This window comes from Quadrisphaera sp. INWT6 (genome assembly GCF_015390235.1).
GTDB lineage: Bacteria > Actinomycetota > Actinomycetes > Actinomycetales > Quadrisphaeraceae > Quadrisphaera.
Window position 1 is genome coordinate 400332 of record NZ_VUOH01000003.1, and the last position, 20823, is coordinate 421154.

18 protein-coding genes are annotated in these 20823 nt (G+C 70.6%); 12 read left to right on the forward strand and 6 right to left on the reverse strand.

The window, feature by feature from the left end; all coding sequences use genetic code 11:
* Positions 1-8 precede the first annotated feature (8 nt).
* Positions 9-641 carry a hypothetical protein gene (locus F1641_RS11685; protein WP_194905676.1) on the forward strand — a complete coding sequence of 211 codons (633 nt, stop codon included), beginning with the start codon at positions 9-11 and terminating at the stop codon, positions 639-641.
* Between the two features lie 89 nt (positions 642-730).
* Here the strand turns inward: F1641_RS11685 and F1641_RS11690 are convergent, their stop codons facing one another.
* From F1641_RS11690 to F1641_RS11700, 3 genes are all read right to left on the reverse strand, one after another.
* A complete protein-coding gene (locus tag F1641_RS11690; protein ID WP_194905678.1) occupies positions 731-1960 on the reverse strand; it encodes an ATP-binding protein in 1230 nt (409 codons plus the stop codon).
* Between the two features lie 245 nt (positions 1961-2205).
* On the reverse strand, positions 2206-2688 hold the full coding sequence (gene cynS / locus F1641_RS11695; RefSeq protein ID WP_309225579.1) for a cyanase: 483 nt from the start codon (positions 2686-2688) through the stop codon (positions 2206-2208).
* A gap of 62 nt (positions 2689-2750) precedes the next feature.
* Positions 2751-3737 (reverse strand): formate/nitrite transporter family protein, encoded by a 987-nt coding sequence (locus F1641_RS11700; RefSeq protein WP_194905680.1) that lies wholly within the window; start codon positions 3735-3737, stop codon positions 2751-2753.
* A 581-nt stretch (positions 3738-4318) separates the two neighbouring features.
* Between F1641_RS11700 and F1641_RS11705 the strand changes: the two genes are divergently transcribed.
* The 4 genes from F1641_RS11705 to F1641_RS21515 all read left to right on the forward strand — a co-directional run bounded on the left by F1641_RS11705 (position 4319) and on the right by F1641_RS21515 (position 9516).
* A complete protein-coding gene (locus F1641_RS11705; protein ID WP_194905681.1) occupies positions 4319-4993 on the forward strand; it encodes a GAF and ANTAR domain-containing protein in 675 nt (224 codons plus the stop codon).
* Positions 4994-5188: 195 nt separating this feature from the next.
* Positions 5189-5659 (forward strand): DUF4383 domain-containing protein, encoded by a 471-nt coding sequence (locus F1641_RS11710; protein WP_194905683.1) that lies wholly within the window; start codon positions 5189-5191, stop codon positions 5657-5659.
* A gap of 276 nt (positions 5660-5935) precedes the next feature.
* Complete coding sequence (locus tag F1641_RS11715; RefSeq protein WP_194905684.1) at positions 5936-7087, forward strand: ATP-binding protein; 1152 nt, start codon at positions 5936-5938, stop codon at positions 7085-7087.
* A 302-nt stretch (positions 7088-7389) separates the two neighbouring features.
* Positions 7390-9516 (forward strand): SpoIIE family protein phosphatase, encoded by a 2127-nt coding sequence (locus tag F1641_RS21515; protein ID WP_309225580.1) that lies wholly within the window; start codon positions 7390-7392, stop codon positions 9514-9516.
* A 177-nt stretch (positions 9517-9693) separates the two neighbouring features.
* On the opposite strand, the gene F1641_RS11725 is transcribed toward F1641_RS21515, so the two are convergent.
* Positions 9694-10539, reverse strand: coding sequence for a helix-turn-helix domain-containing protein (locus tag F1641_RS11725; RefSeq protein WP_194905989.1), 846 nt, complete (start codon positions 10537-10539; stop codon positions 9694-9696).
* Positions 10540-10709: 170 nt separating this feature from the next.
* Between F1641_RS11725 and F1641_RS11730 the strand changes: the two genes are divergently transcribed.
* Positions 10710-11429 (forward strand): SDR family NAD(P)-dependent oxidoreductase, encoded by a 720-nt coding sequence (locus F1641_RS11730; RefSeq protein WP_194905685.1) that lies wholly within the window; start codon positions 10710-10712, stop codon positions 11427-11429.
* 267 nt (positions 11430-11696) lie between these two features.
* Here F1641_RS11730 and F1641_RS11735 read toward each other — a convergent pair whose 3' ends face one another.
* Positions 11697-13265 (reverse strand): cation:proton antiporter, encoded by a 1569-nt coding sequence (locus tag F1641_RS11735; protein ID WP_194905686.1) that lies wholly within the window; start codon positions 13263-13265, stop codon positions 11697-11699.
* Between the two features lie 247 nt (positions 13266-13512).
* Here F1641_RS11735 and F1641_RS11740 point away from each other — a divergent pair, with 247 nt between their 5' ends.
* Positions 13513-14088, forward strand: coding sequence for a DUF4396 domain-containing protein (locus F1641_RS11740; RefSeq protein WP_206691042.1), 576 nt, complete (start codon positions 13513-13515; stop codon positions 14086-14088).
* Positions 14089-14212: 124 nt separating this feature from the next.
* On the opposite strand, the gene F1641_RS11745 is transcribed toward F1641_RS11740, so the two are convergent.
* Positions 14213-14785: a hypothetical protein gene (locus F1641_RS11745; protein WP_194905687.1), complete on the reverse strand. Its 573-nt coding sequence runs from the start codon at positions 14783-14785 to the stop codon at positions 14213-14215.
* A 441-nt stretch (positions 14786-15226) separates the two neighbouring features.
* Here F1641_RS11745 and F1641_RS11750 point away from each other — a divergent pair, with 441 nt between their 5' ends.
* The 5 genes from F1641_RS11750 to F1641_RS11770 all read left to right on the forward strand — a co-directional run bounded on the left by F1641_RS11750 (position 15227) and on the right by F1641_RS11770 (position 20816).
* Positions 15227-16474 carry an ABC transporter ATP-binding protein gene (locus tag F1641_RS11750; protein WP_206691043.1) on the forward strand — a complete coding sequence of 416 codons (1248 nt, stop codon included), beginning with the start codon at positions 15227-15229 and terminating at the stop codon, positions 16472-16474.
* A 116-nt stretch (positions 16475-16590) separates the two neighbouring features.
* A complete protein-coding gene (locus tag F1641_RS11755; protein ID WP_206691044.1) occupies positions 16591-17787 on the forward strand; it encodes an ABC transporter permease in 1197 nt (398 codons plus the stop codon).
* 235 nt (positions 17788-18022) lie between these two features.
* On the forward strand, positions 18023-18694 hold the full coding sequence (locus F1641_RS11760; protein WP_194905689.1) for a maleylpyruvate isomerase N-terminal domain-containing protein: 672 nt from the start codon (positions 18023-18025) through the stop codon (positions 18692-18694).
* Positions 18695-19190: 496 nt separating this feature from the next.
* On the forward strand, positions 19191-20117 hold the full coding sequence (locus F1641_RS11765) for a hypothetical protein (RefSeq protein WP_194905690.1): 927 nt from the start codon (positions 19191-19193) through the stop codon (positions 20115-20117).
* A gap of 387 nt (positions 20118-20504) precedes the next feature.
* Complete coding sequence (locus F1641_RS11770) at positions 20505-20816, forward strand: LuxR C-terminal-related transcriptional regulator (protein WP_194905691.1); 312 nt, start codon at positions 20505-20507, stop codon at positions 20814-20816.
* Positions 20817-20823: the final 7 nt, after the last annotated feature.

Below are 20823 nucleotides of genomic sequence, written 5' to 3' on the forward strand. Positions count from 1 at the left end.
TCGATCCAGTGAGCACCACGCCAGACCCCACGCCGAACGAACCTGCGGCCGCTCTCGGCGTGGCCCGCTCTCCCAAGGACCCCGAGGAGCTCTCAGCGCGCCTGGCCGAAGAGGCGGTGCGCCAGGTGCACGCCCACGACGACGTCGCCGCTGACAGCCTGCTGCAGCCTCACCCCGACCCCAAGGTTCCCGGCGCCAACTACGTCGAGGTCATCGCGGCACCCGAGGACGCCGACGGTCCCCACCACATCGACGACTCCTCAGCAGCGCGGTACTGGGTGGGCCTGGCCGGGGAGGTCGTGCCCACCGAGACCACCGACCCCCACCCCGGGCCGAACCCCGACCTGCGGCAGGCCAGGACCCAGTACACCGCCGCGGTCGAGGCAGTCCGCCTGAGGCACAAGATCCCGGTGAGCACCGAGCTGTTCGCCACCCCTGACACTTACGTGCCGGGAGCCTTCTTCGTCCACGAGCGCGACCCCCAGCCGCTGGTGCGCTGGGTGGACGCCGGCGGACAGGCCTACGACGGCTACCAGCTCCTCGACGGCGCAGCGCACTGGGATGAGGCGACCGTCGCTGCCCGCCGTCAAGCGCTGGCCTCCCAGCCGAGTACCGCTGACCTGGTTGACCCCGGCCACTGAGACAACCTCCGCCTGCGGGAAGCGACCTCTGCGGGAGCTGGCCGCTGAAGGGCTGAGTCGTGCTGCAGGTCGCCCGTCGACCGCAGGCCTCACAGGCAGGCTGCCGCAGCGGCCACCTCCAACAGGTAGGCCCGGCGCACCGCACGGTGCCGGGACAAGGCATCAGCGGCGCTAAGCAGGCCGCCGCGGGCCGTCAGCTCCTCAGCCGCCTCCAGCGCCGCGGCGAAGGCCGAAGCTCGCCGCCCTGCTCCCGGTGCCAGCACCAGACGCAGCGCCACGTATTGCTGCCCCACGGCCACCGCGCGGATGACCTGCTGGCGCACCTGGGCGCGCACGTCAGCGAAGCCACGCGCTGCCCGGTCCAGGCGGTAGGCCACCTCAGTCTCATGCCCTGCCCAGTGCCCTGCCAGGTGCTCCGCTGGATGCTCCGCCCGATGCCCGGCGTTCTCCCTGCTTCGTGGGCCCCCGCGACCAGTGTCTGCAGTGGCCTGGCCGCCGAGGCCGACCTTGCTGTCCTTGCTGCCATGGCTGCCCTGACCGGACGTGCTGGTGTCGCTGAGCAAGATCAGCTGCAGCTCGCGCAGCACGTCCTGCATCGCCTCCTCAGCGCCCAGCAGGTCCGCAGCGTCCAACGCCGGCAGCACGACCTCCACCCCCGAGGCGCACCGACTCACCCCACCAGCACCCGCAGCCACCAAACCGGTCACCGTCGACATTGATGTCGACATCGACGCCAGCGCCGATGAGAACACCGAGGCCCTCAAGTCGTCAGCCTCATCACTGCACGCCGCCAGAAGACCCTCGGTGCTCAGCGCCTCGGCCAAGGCAGCCTTCATGCCCTCACCTCCGTCACGGGCACCGGTGCTGGCAGCCCTTGAGGGGGCACTGCTGGGGTCGGCCCCTTCACCGGACAGCTCGAACCACACGCTCTTGGTCGCACTGGCACTGGGGCCGGCGCCCCAGCGGCTGGCCAGTGCGGCCACCAGCGCCAGTCCTCGCCCGCTCATCGCGGTGGCTTGGGGAGCCACCAGCACCGGCATGGCCGGCGAGCGGTCCCGCACGCTGACGCGCACCCCGTTCGCGGTGCCTTCCACGGCGACGTCGAAGTCGGTGCGCGCGTGCAGCACCGCGTTGACCGCCAGCTCTGCGACCAGCAAGGCGGCGTCCTCGGCCAGTGTCGGGGTCGCGCTGGTGGCCACGGCGTCCCGGACGTAGCGGCGGGCCTGGCGCACCGCGGCGATCTTGGGGGGGTACGTCATGAGCCCCAGACCCACGCGCGCAGCAGGGAGGCTGCCGGTGGCCATCGCCGGTGCGTTCATGTCCGTTCCTCCATCAACCGAGAGGACGGACTCGTGGCAGGGAGAACTCGTCCCTCGCGGTCCAACCTCAGGCTCACGGTAAACGGGCAGAGGCTCGCCTTCGTAGGACGCCACGCGTTGATTGCGCGCCTGTCCCAGGTAGCGATCCCGTAAGACACGGGTGCCATCGGGCGGGTGCGCCACTGCCCCGCGACGCGCCTCAGGCGGTCACGGGGCAGCCGGGCCTCAACAACAGGAACCGGGTCTCACCACTTGTAGTCCAGGAACTTGCCATCAAAAGTCACCACTACGCGGTCCCCCTCGGGGTCGGCGCGACGGGCGATGTCGACCTTGAAGTTGATCGCGCTCATGATCCCGTCACCGAACTCCTCGTGGATCAGCTCCTTCAGCGCCGGCCCGTAGACCATCAGGGCCTCGTTGAAGCGGTAGATCGTGGGGTCGGAGGCCAGCGCGGGGTCGATGCCGCGGGCGGGCTGTGACTGCAGCGCCTCCACCACCGCCTCATCCAGTCCCAGCAGCTCACCGGCGCGCTCAGCGACCTCGGCGGGCACCGGGTGCTGGCCCAGCAGCGCCGCGGTGGTCCACACCAGCGGCCGCTCGAGCTTGGCGGCGATGTCCGCCCAGGTCAGTCCCTGTCGGCGACGGGCGGCGGTGATGATGGCAGCGGCGTCGGCCTTGCTGAGAATCGTGTCGCCAGTGGTGCTGCGGTCAGGGGTCTCGGTGGTCACGGTGGTCTCCTGCGTGCGGTGTCGGGCGTCGGACGGGATGCCTGGCGTGCGGCCAGATGGCCTCAGACCCTCTGGCGCTCAGCGCGAGCAGTGCTGCGCTGGTCAGCGCCGTCAGCGCCGTCAGCGGTGCTGAGGTCGACCCGCACAGCATCGCGGGCACCAACCACACCGGCAGTCCCAGCGTCCGCCGGAGCGGCAGTCTCGGCGGCCGCCGATGACGGGACTGACGGGGCCTGGGAACGCTGCAGCCGGTCGGGCTGGGTGCGGGCGTGGGTGGTGAACAACGTCAGGCCCACGAAGGTCAGGCCCCCCGCGAGGTTGCCGACCACGGTGGGGATCTCGTTCCACACCAGGTAGTCACCCACGGAGAAGTCACCACCGAGCATCAGGCCGATCGGGAACAGGAACATGTTGACGATCGAGTGCTCGAAGCCCATGTAGAAGAAGATGATGATGGGCATCCACATGCCGATGACCTTGCCCGAGACCGAGGTCGACATCATCGCGGCGACCACGCCGGTGGAGACCATCCAGTTGCACAGCACCCCGCGCAGGAACAGCGTCAGCATCCCCGCCGCGCCGTGCTCGGCGTAGCCGACGGTGCGGGCGTGGCCGATCTCGGCCAGGCGAGCGCCGACCTCGGTGGGCGCGGTGGAGAACCCAAAGGTCACGATCACCGCGATCATCAAGGCGACGGTGATCGCGCCGGCGAAGTTGCCAGTGAAGACCAGACCCCAGTTGCGCAGCATCGAGCGCCACGTCACCCCGCGCCGCTTGTCGATGAGAGCCAGCGGCACGAGGGTGAACACCCCGGTGAGCAGGTCAAAACCCATCAGGTACAGCAGGGAGAACCCGACCGGGAACAGCAGAGCCCCGATCAGGGGGTTGCCGGTCTGGACGGTAACGGTGGTGGCGAACGCCGCCGCCAGAGCCAGGATCGCCCCGGCCATGAAGGCGCGGATGAGAGTGTCGCGGGTGCCCATGAGGGCCTTGGCCTGTCCGGCGTCAACCATCTTGGTGACGAAGTCGGGGGGGCTGACGTAGGACACGGGGCACCTCGTTCGATCGACTGCAGCGGGAACCGAGTCGATCGTGCGCGATGCGGTATTTCACCGGCATGCCCCGACGTTGCGGGCAGGTGACGAGCGCATCTCGGTGAGCGTGCTCAGCGGTGAGGTCGCCGCGCGACCGCTGTGACGCAGCCGACTCGGCCGTGTGAGCGCGAGGCTGGTGGTCAACGGTGCGGTGCTCTTCGCAGCGTCGTTGCCGACCGCCAAGCCCCCGTCACGGACATGCCGTCTCGGGCTGGATCCCACCTCACCGGTCCGGGAAGACAACGGGGTGCCCAAAGCCGGGTGCATCGCTCCGGCAGCGGCACGCTGTCCGAGGTAGCCATGGTTGAACGAGACGCACGTCGACGGGGCCGCAGCAGCGCGACCACCCCCGGACACAAATCAGCCACCGCCAGCTCTCGCCACTGCCTGCAGGGCCCACGCGCACGCAGCCGCCCTGGCACAGTGACCCGATGGAGGAGCAACGCCGCTCAACCTCACACCGCACCCGCCTCCGCAGGCGCTCATCACCAGCCGATACCGGCTCCATGCTCAACGCTGAGGCATTGGCCTTCCGCATGGCGACCCTGGCTCGCGACCTGCACCAGCAACACAGCCCTGACGCGGTGATGGAGCACGCCCTCACCGCTGCCGTGGCCCAGGTCCCCGGCGCCGAGCACGGTGCCGTCTCCCTGGTCCGCGCCCGACGCACTCTGACCACCACCGCCGCCACCAGTGACCTCGCCCGCGGGGTGGACGCCCTGCAGAACCAGGTGCGCCAGGGCCCCGGCCTGGACGCCGCCTTCGACCACCGCACCTGCCGGGTGGACGACCTCACCGCCGAGAGGACCCGCTGGCCAGCGCTAGCAGCCCGCGCCCCCCAGGTGGGGGTGGTGAGCCTGCTGTGCGTGCCGCTGTTCGTCCAGGGGAACCGCCAAGGCGTGCTGAGCCTGCTCAGCACCGCTCCTGACGCCTTCGAGGAGGCATCCGAGCACGTGGGCCTGGTGCTGGCCGCCCACACCGCCGTCGCCCTCGCCAGAGCTCAGGAGACGGCGAACACCGCCCGCGGCCTGGCCCACCGCGACGTCATCGGCCAGGCCAAAGGCATCCTCATGCAGCGCCACCACCTGAACGCCCAGCAAGCCTTCGACGTGCTGGCCACCTTCAGCCAGGAGACCAGCCGCAAGCTGCACCAGATCGCCACGGAGATCGCCCTGGAGGTCACCGCAGCCAACCGTGCACCAGATCGCTGACGCGGTACAGCCCGCGATGTGGGACGCGGTCTCCAGACGCGGTACTAAGACGTCGTACCAAGCCGCGGCACCTCGGAACCCTTGCGCCGATCAGCGGACACCAGCATGTCGCGCAGGCCGCGATCACCAGCGCGTGCCACTGTTCCCCAGCCGCGTTCAGCTTCGAGCGCCCACGCACCTATCGCGGAGGCCCCAATGTCAGCCGCCAACACCGCCGGCTCCCCCGCCCGCTCCACCGCCCGCTCCCGGGACCTGCTGCGCACCACCGCGCTGCTGGTCGGCATTGTGTTCTTGCTGGTCGGGCTGCTGGGCTTTGTGCCGGGCATCACCACCGACTACGACGCGATGTCAGGTGCTGGCCATGAGTCCATGGCCATGCTGCTGGGCATCTTCCAGGTCTCGGTGCTGCACAACATCGTGCACCTGCTCTTCGGGGTGGCGGGCGTGGCGATGTCGCGCACCCGCGGCACCGCCCGCGCCTACCTCATCGGCGGCGGGCTGATCTACGCGGTGCTGTGGGTGTACGGCTTGGTCATCGACCAGTCCAGCGCCGCCAACTTCGTGCCGTTGAACACCGCCGACAACTGGCTGCACCTGGTCCTGGCAGTGGGGATGGCTGGCCTGGGGCTGGTGTTGGGACGCCGGGCCACCCGCGCCCGGGTCTGAGACTTCACCAGCACTAGCAACATCGCGGCCGGGTTCCTGGCGACGACCGTCACCAGGACCCCGGCCGCTGGCGCACCCGCGGGTGCCAGGTGTGTTCCGGTGCGCAGCGGGGTGAGGCCGCCGTAGCACCGCGCGTCCCCGTCTGAGCGAGCCATCCGCGAAGGCGCGCCCTACACGCGAGCAGTTACTGTCAGTCAGTTCCCGGGGTGCTCTGACGAAGCGTCCAATCTCACGAACGCTGCCACCAGGCGTGGCGCGCGGACAGGAGAGACTGCGGTGCAGGACTGGGGCGCTCCCACCGGCAACCTGCCGGTGGTCCGCGAGCTACTAGGACTGCAGACCTTCTCCCCGCAGACGGTGTCGGTGCGCGCCGCCCGTCGCTTCGTGCAGGAGTGCCTGACGGCCACCCCGATGCACGCCCTGGCCGATGACGCAGGGCTGCTGGTCAGTGAACTGGCCGCCAACGCCGTCCTGCACGCACGCACCGACTTCGACGTCGCCGTCTCTGCGCTGCAGGCCGGGTCCGGGGTGCGGGTGACCGTACGTGATGACGCCGCCTCGCTGCCCATGCTGACCGCTCCTAGTGCCACGGCGATGAGCGGACGCGGGCTGGCGCTGGTGCAGACGCTGGCCTCGCGCTGGGGAGCCGGCCCCAGCTCCACTGCCCGCAAGGGCGTCTGGTTCGAGCTGGACCTCACGAGCGGAGCCTCCGCCGTGGGCGCCAGTGCAGGCGATGCCGTAGGGGGTGGTGCGGCGGAGATGGGCGTGGAGGAGCTGCTGGCCGCCTGGGGTGACAGCGAGCCGGCCCCGGTCGTGTCCCTGCCGGTGGATGCACCAGTGAGCGCGCCCCGAGGAGCGCCCCGACAAGCACCTGCAGACGCTCTCCTTGACGGCGAAGGCTCAGCCGGCACCGCCGGACCGGTATCGCCTGGTCGGGCCGGCGAGCCCGACGTGGTCCTCCCGGCCCTGGACGCGGCTGACCTGCTGGCCGCCAAGGAGGGCATGGACGACGTGCTGCGCGAGCTGCAGCTGATCCTGCTGGCCCCCCGCCCCCCGCAGGACCACCAGGGGGCCTCCGCCGATGCCGACGGCTCCACGAGGTCCATTCGTTCCATCAGCTCTGGTGCCCCTGGCCTGGAGCTGGCGCGCCGACTGGACGCCGCTGCGCGCGGCTTTGATGGGGTGCGACGCCAGGTCCGTCAGCAGGTCAGCCTCGCGGTGGCCCGCGGTGAGCACACGGTGCAGCTGCGCCTGGACCTGCCGCCGGGCACCTACCAGGCGGCACTGGAGTACCGGGCAGCCGTGGAAGCCGCCGAGGCCCTGGCTGACCAGGGCACCCTGCTGAGCACCAGCGCCCGGGCGTTGGGGCGCCACCGCGCGGTGCGACGGGCCTACCTGGGAGAGGTCATCGCCGCCGCGGCACCGTGACCGGCCACCCCCGGGGCCGCTGCATACCGCGCGGGCAGTGTTGGGACTTCAAGGTTGGTCAGCGCTCAGGCCAGCGGCGCCCGGTCAACGAGGCGACGGCGTCAGCCCGCACCACGGTGGACACGTCACCCACCCGCACGTAGCTGGGCTCATCCGGTGCCCACCCGGTGGGCACCGCAAAGACGCCCCATCGGATGCCGTCGTGAATCTCGGTGCGGTGGTGCTTGGGGTGGCGGCGCGATCTGACGGGTGGGTCTGGCGGGTGGGTCTGGCGCTTGACGCACCGTTGAGGATGGTGGCTCGTGGTCTCCAAGAAGAACCTGCGCAGCGTCTTCGACGCGCTGCCCTTCCCCTGCATGCTGCTGGACACCGACCTGATCATCACTGAGGTCAGCGGCGCCTATGTGACCACCATGGGGATGACCCGCGAGCAGCTGGTGGACCGCTATCTCTTCGACGCCTTCCCCCTGCCTGAGCCCACTGATGAGACGCCCGCCGACGAGCAGGGTGCAGACGTCAGGACCAGCAGCGCCGAGCAAGGGAAGCCGCAGGAGGCTGCCAGTCCCTTGGTGTTGGTGAAGGCGTCCATGCAGCGGGTGCTGGAGACCGGCCAGCCAGACCCGGTACCGCTGCAGAAGTACGACATCCCCGACCCCACCAGCCCGACCGGCTTCACCGAGCGGTGGTGGAGCTTCACGACCTTCCCCATCACCGAACCCATCACTGACCCCGCCATCGAAGCCGCCGTCGAAGCCGCTGTTGACCCCTCCCCCGCGGCGTCTGCGCACACCGAGACCACCAGCCCAGGCGCGACGGCGAGCCCGGACCGCCACCAGGAGCAAGCCCCCGACGCGGCACCCCACCCAGCCCCTGCGGTGCGCGTGACTGGTCTGCTGCACGTCACCGAGGACGTCACCGAGGACGTCGTGCGCCGCACCGGCATGCCCGCCGATGAGCTCCAAGCCGTCGCCGAGCAGGTCCAGCGCTCCACCGCCCTGCTGCGCGGACGCGCCCGCCAGCTCGAGGCGGACCTGTACGCCCGCGCGGTGCAGGTCCAGTCCCTCACCGCCGCCCGCGAGAGCGCCGCGGCTCGCCTGACGGTCCTGGCCCGCACCGCCCTGGCGCTGGCCGAGGCCCGCTCGGTGGCCGACCTCACCACCTTGGTCACCGAGCAGGGCCTGACCGCCACCGGCTGCGACAGCGGGGCGGTGGCGGTCTTCACCCCCGGGGACCCCACCACGATGGACCTGACCATCACCGACGGCTTCGGTGCTGCCGCCCAGCGCGACTACGCCCGCTTGCCCGCCGACAGCCACCTTCCTGCCTGCGTGGCGGCCACCACCGGGCGCATGGTGCTGCTGCACGACGCCGCCGCCAGCACCGCCTGGGGACCGGAGATGAACGCGGTGATGACCTCCACCGGGTCCCAGGCCTTCGCCTGCCTGCCCCTGGTCGCCGGGGGACGGCGCCTGGGGTCCTTGACCGCGGGGTGGCGCCAGGCGCAGACCTTCGAGGCCGGGCAGGTGGAGCTGCTGACCGCTTTTGCCGCCCAGTGCGCCCAGGTGCTGGACCGGCTGCTGGCCGCTGAGGCCGAGCGCGCCACCGCAGCGGTGGCCGCCGCGGCCTGGGAGACCCTGCAGCGGTCCCTGCTGACCGCTCCGCCCGAGCCCGACCACGTCCAGGTGGTGGTGCGCTACCGCGCCGCAGCACGCACCGCCCAGGTCGGAGGTGACTGGTATGACGCCTTCCTCCAGCCCGGCGGGTCCACGGTGCTGGTCATCGGCGACGTCATCGGCCACGACACCATCGCCGCCGCCGCGATGGGTCAGGTGCGCACCATGCTGCGCTCGGTGGCCGCCCACACCGGGGACGGCCCAGCAGCGGTGCTGGCGGCTACCGACCGGCTGCTGCGCACGCTGATGCTGGAGACCACCGCCACGGCGCTGGTGGCCCGGCTGGAGCAGAGCCAGGACGAACACGACCGGGGGGTCAGCCGGGTGCGCTGGTCCAGCGCCGGGCACCTGCCCCCGCTGGTGATCGACACCTACGGCACGGTGACACCGCTGAGCGCGCTGGACGCTGACCTGATGCTGGGGGTGGACCCTGACACCCGCCGTCATGAGTCGGCGATCACCGTGGACCGGGGCTCGACGCTGCTGCTGTACACCGACGGGCTGGTGGAGCGGCGTGGGGAGTCCTTGGAGGTGGGGCTGGAGCGGCTGCGTGAGAGCGCCGAGGAGCTGGCTGGGCTGGGGGTGGACCTGGATCACCTGGTCGACGGGCTGCTCGCGCGACTGGTGGATGCCCAGGGCGAGCGTGCTGATGATGATGTGGCGCTGATCGCGGTGCGGCTGCACCGCCAGGACCGGCCGCGCCCGGTCGTGGCAGGCCCGAACCGGCTGCCCGAGGGCGTCGCGCTGGAGGGATGAGACGTGCCTGCGTGATGTCTGTGTGCGGCGCTAACCATGTGTCCGCGTGAGCGATCCCCGCTGCGACGGCTGACGTCGTTCGTTGCTCGCCCTGCGCACGCGGGCCGAGGCCCCTCGCCGAGTGGTCGGTCGAGAGTCGACCATCGCGACGTCGTTCGAGGGTGCAGCGCGAGCCGCTCAACGCGAGGAGTCAGTCCTCAGCTTCTCGAGCTTGACCGCATCGGTGCTGTCAGGGGCAGCGGAGTACACGACGAGGGTCTGATCGTCATCAAGGACGGCGAGGCTCTCGCAGTCGAGCGTGATCCGGCCAACACCAGGCACGTCGTAACTCTTGACGTCACTGTGGCGGTGCTGCAAGGGCCGCTCGTCCCACACCGCCGCAAAACGCGGGACCCGCTCGCGCAGCTCATCGACGGTGCGCAGCAGCTTGGTGTCTTGGGGGTAGCGAGCCAACGCCGCGCGGGCCTGGGCCACGGTGGCGCGGTCCAAGCGCGCCCCTTCCGTCCCCTCCACCACCAACCGGGAGGCGAAGGTCTCATCCGCCACGAAGTGGAGCCACAGGTGAGTACGTCGCCAGTGGGGCACCTTGGACAGATCTCCCAGTACGGCGCTGGCCAGCTCGTTCCACGCGAGGACGTCGCCTTGGGCGTTGCTGACCATGGCGGGCAGGTCGTGCAGCCGGTCCAGCAACCGCAGCACCGAGGGACGCACCACGTCACTGATGGCTCCTGCAGTCGGCACGGCAGCGCCGGCTAGGGCGAAGAGGTGCTCGATCTCGGGCGGCGACAGGAGCAGCGCCCCACTGAGCATCATCAGAACGGTGGCCGAGGGGCGTGGCCCGCGTCCTTGCTCCAGGCGGACGACGTAGTCCACCGACAGCCCCGCCAGGTGGGCCACCTCTTCGCGTCGAAGCCCGGGAGTGCGCCGACGCACGCTGCCGTTGGGCAGGCCGACGTCGCCCGGGGCCAGACGCTCCCGCCACTGCCGTACCGCCACGGCGAGCTCAGCGGCATCACCAGCCATCACGTGCTGAGTCTGCCAAGTCCGCTCAACCCGTCGCCCCCTGTGATCGCCGCGACGAGACAGGACGGGTCAGACGAGATCGGAGAGGTCAGCCGGACCCGGCCTGGTACCGAGGGTCCTAGGCGACCGCGTCCCTGGCTACCGGCTCGATCGGCAGACACGGTGGGCCGATGAGCACTCCCGACACCCCCACGACCATCGTGCTGATCACTGGAGCCTCCCGCGGGATGGGAGCACGCACCGCGGCTGAGCTCGCCGCCACAGGGGCGACCGTCTTCGCCGGCGCCCGCCGCCCCGAGGAGCTGACGGCGCGGCTGCGCGAAGCTGGGACCGCCGGAGACATCCGCCCCATCGCACTGGACGTCACCAAGGACGCGTCCGTGGCAGCGGCCGCGGCGCACATCCAGGGCAGTGTCGGCGCCCTCGACGTACTGATCAACAACGCCGGTGTCCCGGGCACCTGGGCGCCAGCAGCCGACGTCGGGCCCGATGACTTCTCGCAGGTGCTGGCTACCAACGTCCTAGGACCGGTCCGGGTCACTCAGGTGTTCTTGCCGCTGCTGCGGCGCGGCACCCACCCGCGGCTCGTCATGGTCTCCTCGGGCATGGGCTCCCTGACTTCCCAGAGCACGGATGCGGTCTACGCCGACATCGCCCACCGGCCCTACCCGGCCTCCAAGGCAGCGATGAACATGCTGACCGTCCAGTACGCGAAGGCCTTGCCGGGCATCGTGGTGACGGCGGTGGATCCCGGGCTGACCGCGACCGAGTTCACCGGCGGCGCCGGGCACAGCATCGCCCAGGGAGCCGAGGTCATCGTCTCCGCGGCCCTCGACACCGCCGGGGCCAGCGGCTGCTTCATGGACCGCCACGGCATCACGGCGTGGTGACCGCCCTCGGGATGGTCGACTCGGCGTGGCACCGCACATGGCAGGTCTCCGCTGACGCCTGGCGCTGGAGCGCCTGACCGGTACCCCGCGAACTCGTGAGAGCGGACCTGCGATGTCAGCGCGAGGTGCCCGGTCGAGGATCCGATCTGACGCATGCTTGCCGCGGCCAGCCTCGAAGGCGGAGGCTCGAAAGAGTGCCCGGTCGCCGGTCGCCGGTCGAAACGACGGGTAGCCCATTCCCACCCCTCGCACGGTCACCAGCCGCACTCAACCGCCGTAACGCAGCGCCCTCGCCTCGATGTCGAACAAAACGTCATCGGCCGCCGCGGGGCTGGCCTCCCCGGTGCGCCGCGCCAGCAGCACCGCCTCACGCTCAGCCTCGCTGGCCCGGGCCAGCAACCGGCGCAGGTGCACTCCAGCCTCCTTCCCGCCGACGTCGCCGCCGATGAGGTCCTCCACCGCGCGGCGGTAGCCCAGCCGGCTCTCGTACTGGCCCACCACCGCCTGCACGACCTCAGGCGGCACCCCCTCAGCGGACTCGCGCACCCGCGCCAACGCAGCCTCGGTGGCCCTGCGGTGCAAGCGGCGGGCATCAAGGGCAGGGTCGGCGTCGCTGGCCACCCCCAGGCGACGGATCAGTGGGGCCAGGGTCAGGCCCTGCAGCACGAGAGTGACAATGACGACCAGCAAGGCCACGAGCACCACCTCCTCGCGGAAGGGGAAGGCGCCGCCGCCGTCCACGGCCCTGGGCAGCGCCAGGGCGGTGGCCACGGTCACCACACCACGCATACCGGCCCAGGAGGTCACAGCAGCCTCCCGCCAGCCTGCGGGCGTGGCCGAGCCGTGCTGGCGGGCGCGGCGCCTTGCGATGGCCGAGGCGGTGAACATGGCCAGCGCCCGCCACAGCACGAGGACCCCGACCACGGCAGCCGCCACGTCCAAGGTGCCGCGGTCGCCCAGGAGTGAGGTGGTCCCCAGCACGCTGCTCAGCTCCGCTCCGAGGAAGCCGAACAGCAGCCCGCTGACGGCGAAGTTCACGTACTGCCACACCGAGCGGCCCAGCAGCCAGCCCGCCGAGGTCGTCTCGTGGGAGGAGCGGGCGCGCAGGAACAGCGCCGCCAGCAGCACCGCCAGCACCCCGGAGGCCTCAAGGCGCTCGGCGAGCACGTACAGGGCGAAGGGGGTCGCGACGGTGACGGTCGTCTCGGCCGCCGGGTCGTGCAGGCGCCCCAGCGCCCAGCGGGCCAGCCACCCGCCGGCCAGGCCCAGCGCAGCGCCACCGGCGACGGCGACCAGCAGGCCTAGGCCCACCTGCCCGGTGCTGACCCCGCCGGCCACGACCGCCATCACCGACAGCTGGTAGATGACCAGCGCCGTGGCGTCGTTGAACTGCCCCTCCCCCTCCAGGACCGTCACCAGGCGCGGGGGCAGGTGCAGCCGGCTGGCCACAGCGGTAGCGGCCACCGGGTCTGGCGGGGCGACGATCCCCCCGAGCACGAGAGCCACCGCCCACGGCAGCCCGAGGGCGTGAGCGACGACGGCGACCAAGAAGGCGGTGGTGATGGTCAGGCCCACCGCCAGGGCGAGGACGGGGGCGGCGGCCTGGCGCAGCTCGCGTACCGAGGTGGTCTGGGTCGCGGCGAACAACAACGGGGGCAGCACCAACGGCAGGATGAGGTCCGGCGGGAGGTCCGGGGCGGGCGCCGCCGGGATGAACCCGAGCCCGATCCCGTAGACCGTCAGCAGCACCGGCTGCGGCACACCGATGCGGTCAGCGACCGGGGTGAGGACCACCAGGCCCAGCACGAGCAGGCCCAGCAGGGCGAGGGCATCCACGCCGCGATCCTGCGGGGCCGGACCGGTGGTGACCAGCGGGCCGGCAGGCCCGGACTGGCCCGGACTGGCCCGGACTGGCGCAAGCAAGCGCGGTGTTGGCGCGGGCGGTGGGTAGGGGGCCGCACGTGCCTGCCCCCTGGTTGACCGCGCTGTCCTGGTCGGCGCTGGTCATCGGCTTCGCCTGCGCCGCGTGGATCGTCTACGACACCCGGGTCGCCGGCTGGCGCCAGAAGATGGCGGTGATGGAGTGGGTTGGCCCATCACCGCCCTGTACGCCGGCCCGCTGGCGGTGTGGGCTTACTTGCGCTGGGGCCGGCCCTCCACCCACCGCGCCAAGCAGCGCGCCCAGGCCCGGGGTGAGCGGGTGCCGGGTAAGCCGTTCTGGGCCTCGGTGGCCGTGGGCGTGACCCACTGCGGGGCGGGGTGCACCCTGGGCGACATCGTCGCTGAGACCGGGGTGTTCCTGCTGGGGTGGGAGCTGTTCGGGGAGCACCTGTACGCCGAGTACGCCTGGAGCTATGGGCTGGCGGTGGTGCTGGGGGTGGTGTTCCAGTACTTCGCGATCGCCCCGATGCGGGGCCTGGGGCTGTGGCAGGGCCTGTGGGAGGCGGCCAAGGCTGACGTGCTGAGCTTGACGGCGTTCGAGGTGGGGTTGTTCGGGTGGATGGCGCTGATGCGGTTCGTGTTCTTTCCTGCTGACCCGTTGCGCCCGGACAGCGCCGCGTTCTGGTTCTTGATGGCGGTGGGGATGTGCGTCGGGTACCTGACCAGCTACCCGATGAACTGGTGGCTGATCCGGCGGGGCACCAAAGAAGCGATGTGACGGCGACGCCAGGACCTGCCCCAGATAGCCATCGCGAAACGCGACAGTCGCGCTGTCACCGGCTACGGCCATGACCAGACGTCCGCACATCTCGGGCAGCCCTGGCGATGCAGGCTCATCCACCTCAGCCCACCAGCAACACCACCCCGCCCACCACCCGCCGCTCAGCATCAGCGGCGTGCTCACCGCACACACCCACCACATCACCACAGGGAAAGCGGAGCTGATGGCTCACCCGCAACGAGCACTGCACGGTAGTACGTCCATAACCCCACCCGGGGGCCTTGCACCCCGCCCGCACAAGATCAAGAGCCGCCAGTGCGGGCACCTGCAGCTGCGCCGGCAACGCCGCGAACTCGCCTCCCCGTTGATCCTGCTCACCGGTCAGCACCGCTAATACCGAGTCCAAGCCCAAGAGCTCACCGGACACCTCATCGCCGCCCTGCCCCTGGCGTTGGACCTGGTCCTTCAGACTCTGAAGGTCACCGGCTGTGGCCGCCAAGTCTCCGGCGGCGCGGTCGAGCAACGCGCGGATCGCCTCGAGGCGGTACCCAGCGCGCCGCCGTGCAGCATCTGGGTCGCTGACGCGGTCCCGGCGGGCGCCTTCGAGGCGCTCAGCGACCGCACGGACCGCGTGGGCGAGGTCGTGGGCTTGCACAGGCGTCAGCCACGCCGGAAAGTCTGTGTCCTCGCTCATGGTCGCCACCTGTGGGACAGCGGTCGTCAGGGCTGCCACAAGAGTCTGCTCTAGTGCGCCTGCCCCTTGGCAAGAGCGCCGATGGGTGGTTCGGCCAACGCTGTGCAGCGGCACACGCCCGCAGCGTTCACCAGACATCGCGCGGCTTCCGAGTCAGACCTGGCCATGGCGGCTTCGCAGACGGGAGCGCTCTCCTTGAGGCCGATAGCGTGCCCCATGGACATACCGTCGATGATCGTCGGGGCGAGCATGGCGTCGGTGGTGTGGATGGTGTTGTGGCCGCGCAAGGCGAGTCGCAGTCGCAGGGACGACTCCTCGTCCGACGGGTAGCAGCCGCCCTGATGAGCTGTGGTGCCCGGTGGCCCATCCGGAACGAGACAGCGTAGCGATCGCGCACGACAACGGTGACGGTTCGGTCAGGCACTCACTAGGTTCACCGACGTGCAGCACACGACGCCGGACCAGCCAGCGGTGCTGGTGGAGCACTTCGCGATGACCTTCGGCACCACCGAGGTCATCCGCGACCTGTCCTTCACCGTCCACCCCGGTGAGACCTTCGGCTTCCTGGGCAGCAACGGCTCCGGCAAGACCACCACCATCCGCGCACTCCTGGGCATCTACCGCCCCACCCGAGGACGCCTGCTCATCAACGGGCGCACCTACACCCCCGACAGCGGGCTGCGACTGGGCTACCTGCCCGAAGAACGCGGGCTGTACAAGAAGGAACCCGTCCTGGACGTCATGACCTACTTCGGGCGCCTGCGCGGGATGAGCACCACCGCAGCACGCACCTGGTCCCTGGCCTACCTGGAGCGGGTGGAGCTGGCCGAGAAGGCCAAGACCCGCCTGGACAAGCTCTCCGGAGGCCAGCAGCAGAAGGTCCAGCTCGGCGTGACGATCATGCATGACCCGCAGCTGCTGATCCTGGATGAGCCGACCAAGGGCTTCGACCCGGTCAACCGTCGCTTGCTGATGGACATCATCGCCGAGCAGCAGGCCACCGGAGCCACGGTGGTGATGGTGACCCACCAGATGGAGGAGGTCGAGCGGCTGTGCGACCGGGTGCTGCTGCTCAAGGACGGGGTGGCCCGTGCCTACGGCAGCGTCACCGAGGTCCAGGACTCCTTCGCAGCCCCCGCGGTGCACATCGAGCACACCGGGCACCTGCCTGCCGGTCCCTGGAGGGTTCGCCCAGCACCGGCCACGTCCAGGCGGTCGGCTCACCAGCGCTCTGCGGGTGGGCTCGTCGACGCCGCAGATGAGGCCGCGCACCTCGACGCAGCCAGCAACGCGGCCACCAACGCAGCAAGCCCGTGGGGCGGAGTCCGGTCAGGAGGAGTCCGGTCAGGAGGAGTCCGGTCCGGCGAACCTGACCCCACAGCCGGGCTCGGTGGCGCAGAAGCGCCGGCGGTGCAGGTCAGCACGGTGGAGCTGAACGGGGGCGTCAGCGCTGGGCAGGCCCTGCAGCACCTGGTCGCTGCTGGCGCGGACGTCAGCGGGTTCACCGTGGTGCGCACTTCCTTGGAGGACATCTTCGTGCAGGTCTACGGCGACCACAGCGACCACTCTCCCCAGAGCCACACCCCGGGTTCCTCACCCGAGCTGACCTCTGGAGGCACCGCTGCAAGCACCTCACGGCCCACCCCTGGGCCGGCAGTCACCTCGCCCCAGGAAGGCCCGCAGCGATGAGCACCTCGACCGGCCCTACGCCCAGCGCAGCACCCCAGGAGCGGCCACCGCAGCAAGACAAGAGCCGCTCACGGCGCGGGGTTCAGCAGCGACGGGGGCGGCACAACCTGGGCACCGTGGTCCGCTTTGAGATCACCCGCACGCTGAACAAGCCACGGTTCTGGATCGCGATCCTGACCGTGCCCGTGGTCCTGACCCTGATCGCTGCGCTGGTGAGCCTGTCCAACTCCGGCTCAGGGACCTCAGCAGCAGCCGCGGCCCAGGCCCGGTTCACCTTCGCCTACACCGACGCCTCCGGCCTGATCGACCCCGCACTGGCCACCACCGCCGGCGGAACCCCCACCGACGACCCCGCCGAGGCGCTGGCGCAGGTACGCGACGGGCAGCTGCAGGCCTACATCGCCTACCCCCAAGACCCCACCACCCAAGACGTGGTGATCCAAGCCGCCGACGCCGGCGTCATCGGCAACAGCCGCTACGACACCACCGCCACCTCCCTGCTGCAGGCCAGCGTCGCTGAGCGCATCGGCTCACCCCAGCTGACCGACCTGGCCGGTGGGCAGGTGGGCACCTCGCTGACCACCTACGACCAGGGTGAGCGCAGCGCCGGAATCGGGGCGGTGATCCCGCCGCTGCTGTACCTGGTGGCCTTCTACCTGCTGATCCTGCTGCTGGGCAACCAGATGCTCAACGCGCTGTTGGAGGAGAAGGAGAACCGGGTCACCGAGATGGTGCTGACCACCATCGACCCCACCGACCTGATCACCGGCAAGGTGATCGCCCTGTTCACCGTCGGGGTGGTGCAGATGCTGGTCTTCGCCGCCCCCACCCTGGTCGGCTACCTGGCGCTGCACCAGCACCTGGCCATCCCCGACCTGGGCCTGGACGGCCTGGCACTGGACCCGCAGCGCATGCTCATCGGGGCGGTGCTGCTGGTGTGCGGGTTCGCACTGTTCACCGCCACGCTGGTGGCGCTGGGGGCGGCGATGCCGACGGCCAAGGACGCCGGTCCGCTGTTCGGGGTGATGACAGTTCTGATCTTCGTACCGTTCTACGCGGTGGCGTTGGTCGTCACGGCCCCGGGGGCGCCGATCGTGCAGGCCTTCACCTACTTCCCCTACACCGCCCCGGTGACCGCGCTGCTGCGCAACGCCTTCGGGAACCTGCCGTTGTGGCAGGCCGGCGTCGTCACCTTGGAGCTGGTGGTGCTGACCGCGCTGGTGCTGCGAGTCGCGGTGCAGATCTTCCGGTACGGCTCGATCGCCTACACCGAGAAGGTCAACCTGCGCTCGGCGCTGGCTCGTCGTCGCTAGACGAGAGGTGATGCCGCGCAAGTCGATGCGCGGCACGCCGCGGGCGCATGAGGACGGCCGACTGTCCGAGGTAGCCATCCGCGAGTGAGACGGCCTGAGTCGTCGCGCTAAGCGGGCAGCGGGCCCGGGAAGCGCGCGGTGGGCGTCGGGTCGACAATCGCCCGCGCCTTGGACGGCCGATCCGTCCGGATCTGGCTACCGAGCAGTGCCACCCGACCGGTCCTACCGTGGAGATATGGCGCTCACCTTCGTCTCGAGCCTTGAGCGGTCAGCTCTTGTCCGAGCCGCCGGCACCATCGCCCCGCTGGTCTCCGCGGTCAAGGTCGGCGCGGCGTGGGAGGGCGAGTCCGTGCTGCCCGAGATGACCGTCGGTGGGCTGACACGCCACCTGGTCAACCAGTTCGAGACTGCGCTGGCCTTCCTCGTCCGCCAACCCCCACCTGCGCACGCGGAGGTGGTCTCACTGGCTGAGCTGTACGGCCGCTCGGACTGGTTCAGCGCCCCTGCGGACGCCGTGGAGAACACCTCGATCCGCGACAACTTCAACGCCATGGCCGACGGCGGCCAGGAGCAGTCGGTGACCGTCTTGGCGCGCGCGCGAGAGGAGCTACCCGCGGCCATCGCAGCGGCTGGCCCGTTGACGTACGTGCCCTGGCAGGACTGCACGGTCACCACCGAGGACTTTCTCGCCGCGCGGTTAATGGAGGTTTTCGTGCACGCCGATGACCTCGCCGCCAGCGTCGGGCTGCCGGCTCCTGACTTCGACGACGACGTGGCGCACCCCGTGGTGGCGCTGCTCGCGATGCTCTCTGCGCTACAGCACGGAAGCGCCGTCACGGCCCGGTGGCTCGCTCGAACTGATCGGGCGGAGGTTCTACAAGACGCCTTCCGAGCCCCTTCTCAGTAAGCGACGGTCAGCGTGCCGCTGACCGGGTGGGGATCCCGAATACGACGAGCCGTGGGGTCTGGGTCCGGTCGTCCGGGACGGCTCGAGGCGCCCGATCGACGGTGGCCCCACGGGACACAGGATGCGGTCGTGTGAACACCTACAGGCTGCGACCGACTCACTCGGAAACCGTCACCGGAGTGAGTGCCAACATCAACGAGCACCCACCGCCACCCCGTCCTTAACTGGGCGCGCAGTGCAAACCTCGCTGCCGCGGTGAGCGGCGGTCGAGGAACCGGCCGTCGCTCCCGTCGCCGGCGACCTCGCTACCACCGGCGACGCCACCAAGCTGTGGCGACACCGGAACAGGACCACCATCGACGCCGACGACGGCACCACCCACCCTGCTGGCCCGTCCACACCCAGCACCGCCCCGACAGCACGTGCACTGCACGACCTGCGCGCAGCACACCCCGGCCCCACCGAAGACCTCGCCGACCGGCTCTGCGCAGCAGCCATGACCCTGCTGGGCGCCGACGGTGCCAGCCTGGCCGCCGTCTACACCCCCACCATGTCCGTGCCCGTGGGAGCCAGCGACCCCCACGCCGCCGCCGCCGAGCAGGCCCAGTTCACCGCCGGCGAAGGACCCTGCCTGTACGCCCACCTCACCCGGGGCACCGCTTTGATGACGGATGTCGCCGATGCCGATGCCGTCGGCCGTCGGTACTGGCCGGCATACGCCCTCCTGTTAGGCCGCACCACCACCTTCCGCTCAGTGATCGCTGTCCCCGTGCCCGCGCCCGGGCTTCTCGCGCCCGATCCGCCGGGCACCTCACCGGGCACCTCACCGGGCACCTCACCGGCCACCTCACCGGCCACCTCACCGGCCACCTCACCGGCCACCTCACCGGCCACCTCACCGGCCACCTCACCGGCCACCTCACCGGCCACCTCACCGGCCACCTCACCGACAGGGCCGTCAGCGGACCGCGCAGGCGCAGGGTCTGGCCCGCCCACCCCGGTACCGCTAGTGCGGGTGCCACTGGTGCTGACCTGCTACTTGCACCACCCCATGGCCGCACCCGGAACCACCACCGATGCAGCTGCCGAAGCCGCCACCCAGGCTCTGCAGGCGATGCTGAGGAGGATCGAGACCGTCAGCGCAGCCCTGGGGGTGGTGCTGGCCGAAGTCACCGCGGCCGCGTCCAGCGCAGAGTCGGACTGGCTGGACTCGCGCACCGCCGGACCCCGGGCCGCGGTCTGGCAGGCCGAGGAAGCGTTGATGGATGCTGACGGCGGTGTGGACCGTGAGGGGGCGCTGGCGGCGCTGCGCACCTATGCCCTCATCCACGCCGTAAGCATCGACGAGGCCGCTGCAGGTCTGGTCCTGGACCACCTCAGCGCTGGGCAGGTGCTTGGTCATGACTACTGGTCGGCTGGCTGACCGAGTGGCTGAGGTGGTGCCGGCCGCCACTTGGTCCTGCGCTCACCCTCACCGGACCTTGGTCTGACGGGGGCGGGCATGGGACGCCCTCTCCCTGACCGACGACGCGCCAGGACAACCGGTCGGCCGCCCGAAGTCTCGGGGGACCTCGGGGGCTCCTGCCGGGCGGTGGTCCTGGGCAACCCGGGGTATGTCGCCACAGCCGTTCCGCATCGGGCAGATCACCGGGTAGATCACCGGGCAGATCACCGGGCAGAGGAAGACCCGTGCTGTCCTACATTGATCGATAAAGACAACAGGCTGAAGGTGTCGGAACGGCTCATGGCAACAGAGAGCACCGCACCACCACCCACCTCCTCGCGTGAGTGGGCGACCGTCTTGGACGCCGTGGCGCACCGGCAGGTGCGCGTGATACTGCTTTCACCCAGCGGCGCACCAGTAGTGCTGGTCGCCGAGGAAGAGCTCGCAGCGCTGGAGCAGCGCGCTCAGCGCGCCAACGCTCCCGCGCTGTTGACAGCGCGGGAGCGGCAGGTCCTGCTGCTCATCGAGCAGGGCCACTCCACGGCCGGGGTCGCCGCGCACCTGGGGGTGGCAGTCGGTACCGCGGCCCAGCACTTGGCGGCTGCCCGGTGCAAGTACGGCGCGCGCACCAGCGTCCAGGCTGCCGCTCTGGCTCGACAAGCCGCCGCCCTCGACTGAACGCAAC

Excerpts from the sequence above, each read along its gene's own strand:
- F1641_RS11690 (WP_194905678.1), bottom strand. The coding sequence starts at position 1,960 with ATGAACGCACCGGCGATGGCCACCGGCAGCCTCCCTGCTGCGCGCGTG.
- F1641_RS11705 (WP_194905681.1), top strand. The coding sequence starts at position 4,319 with ATGGCGACCCTGGCTCGCGACCTGCACCAGCAACACAGCCCTGACGCG.
- F1641_RS11710 (WP_194905683.1), top strand. The coding sequence starts at position 5,189 with ATGTCAGCCGCCAACACCGCCGGCTCCCCCGCCCGCTCCACCGCCCGC.
- F1641_RS11725 (WP_194905989.1), bottom strand. The coding sequence starts at position 10,539 with ATGGCTGGTGATGCCGCTGAGCTCGCCGTGGCGGTACGGCAGTGGCGG.
- F1641_RS11730 (WP_194905685.1), top strand. The coding sequence starts at position 10,710 with ATGAGCACTCCCGACACCCCCACGACCATCGTGCTGATCACTGGAGCC.
- F1641_RS11745 (WP_194905687.1), bottom strand. The coding sequence starts at position 14,785 with ATGAGCGAGGACACAGACTTTCCGGCGTGGCTGACGCCTGTGCAAGCC.
- F1641_RS11760 (WP_194905689.1), top strand. The coding sequence starts at position 18,023 with ATGGCGCTCACCTTCGTCTCGAGCCTTGAGCGGTCAGCTCTTGTCCGA.
- F1641_RS11765 (WP_194905690.1), top strand. The coding sequence starts at position 19,191 with ATGACCCTGCTGGGCGCCGACGGTGCCAGCCTGGCCGCCGTCTACACC.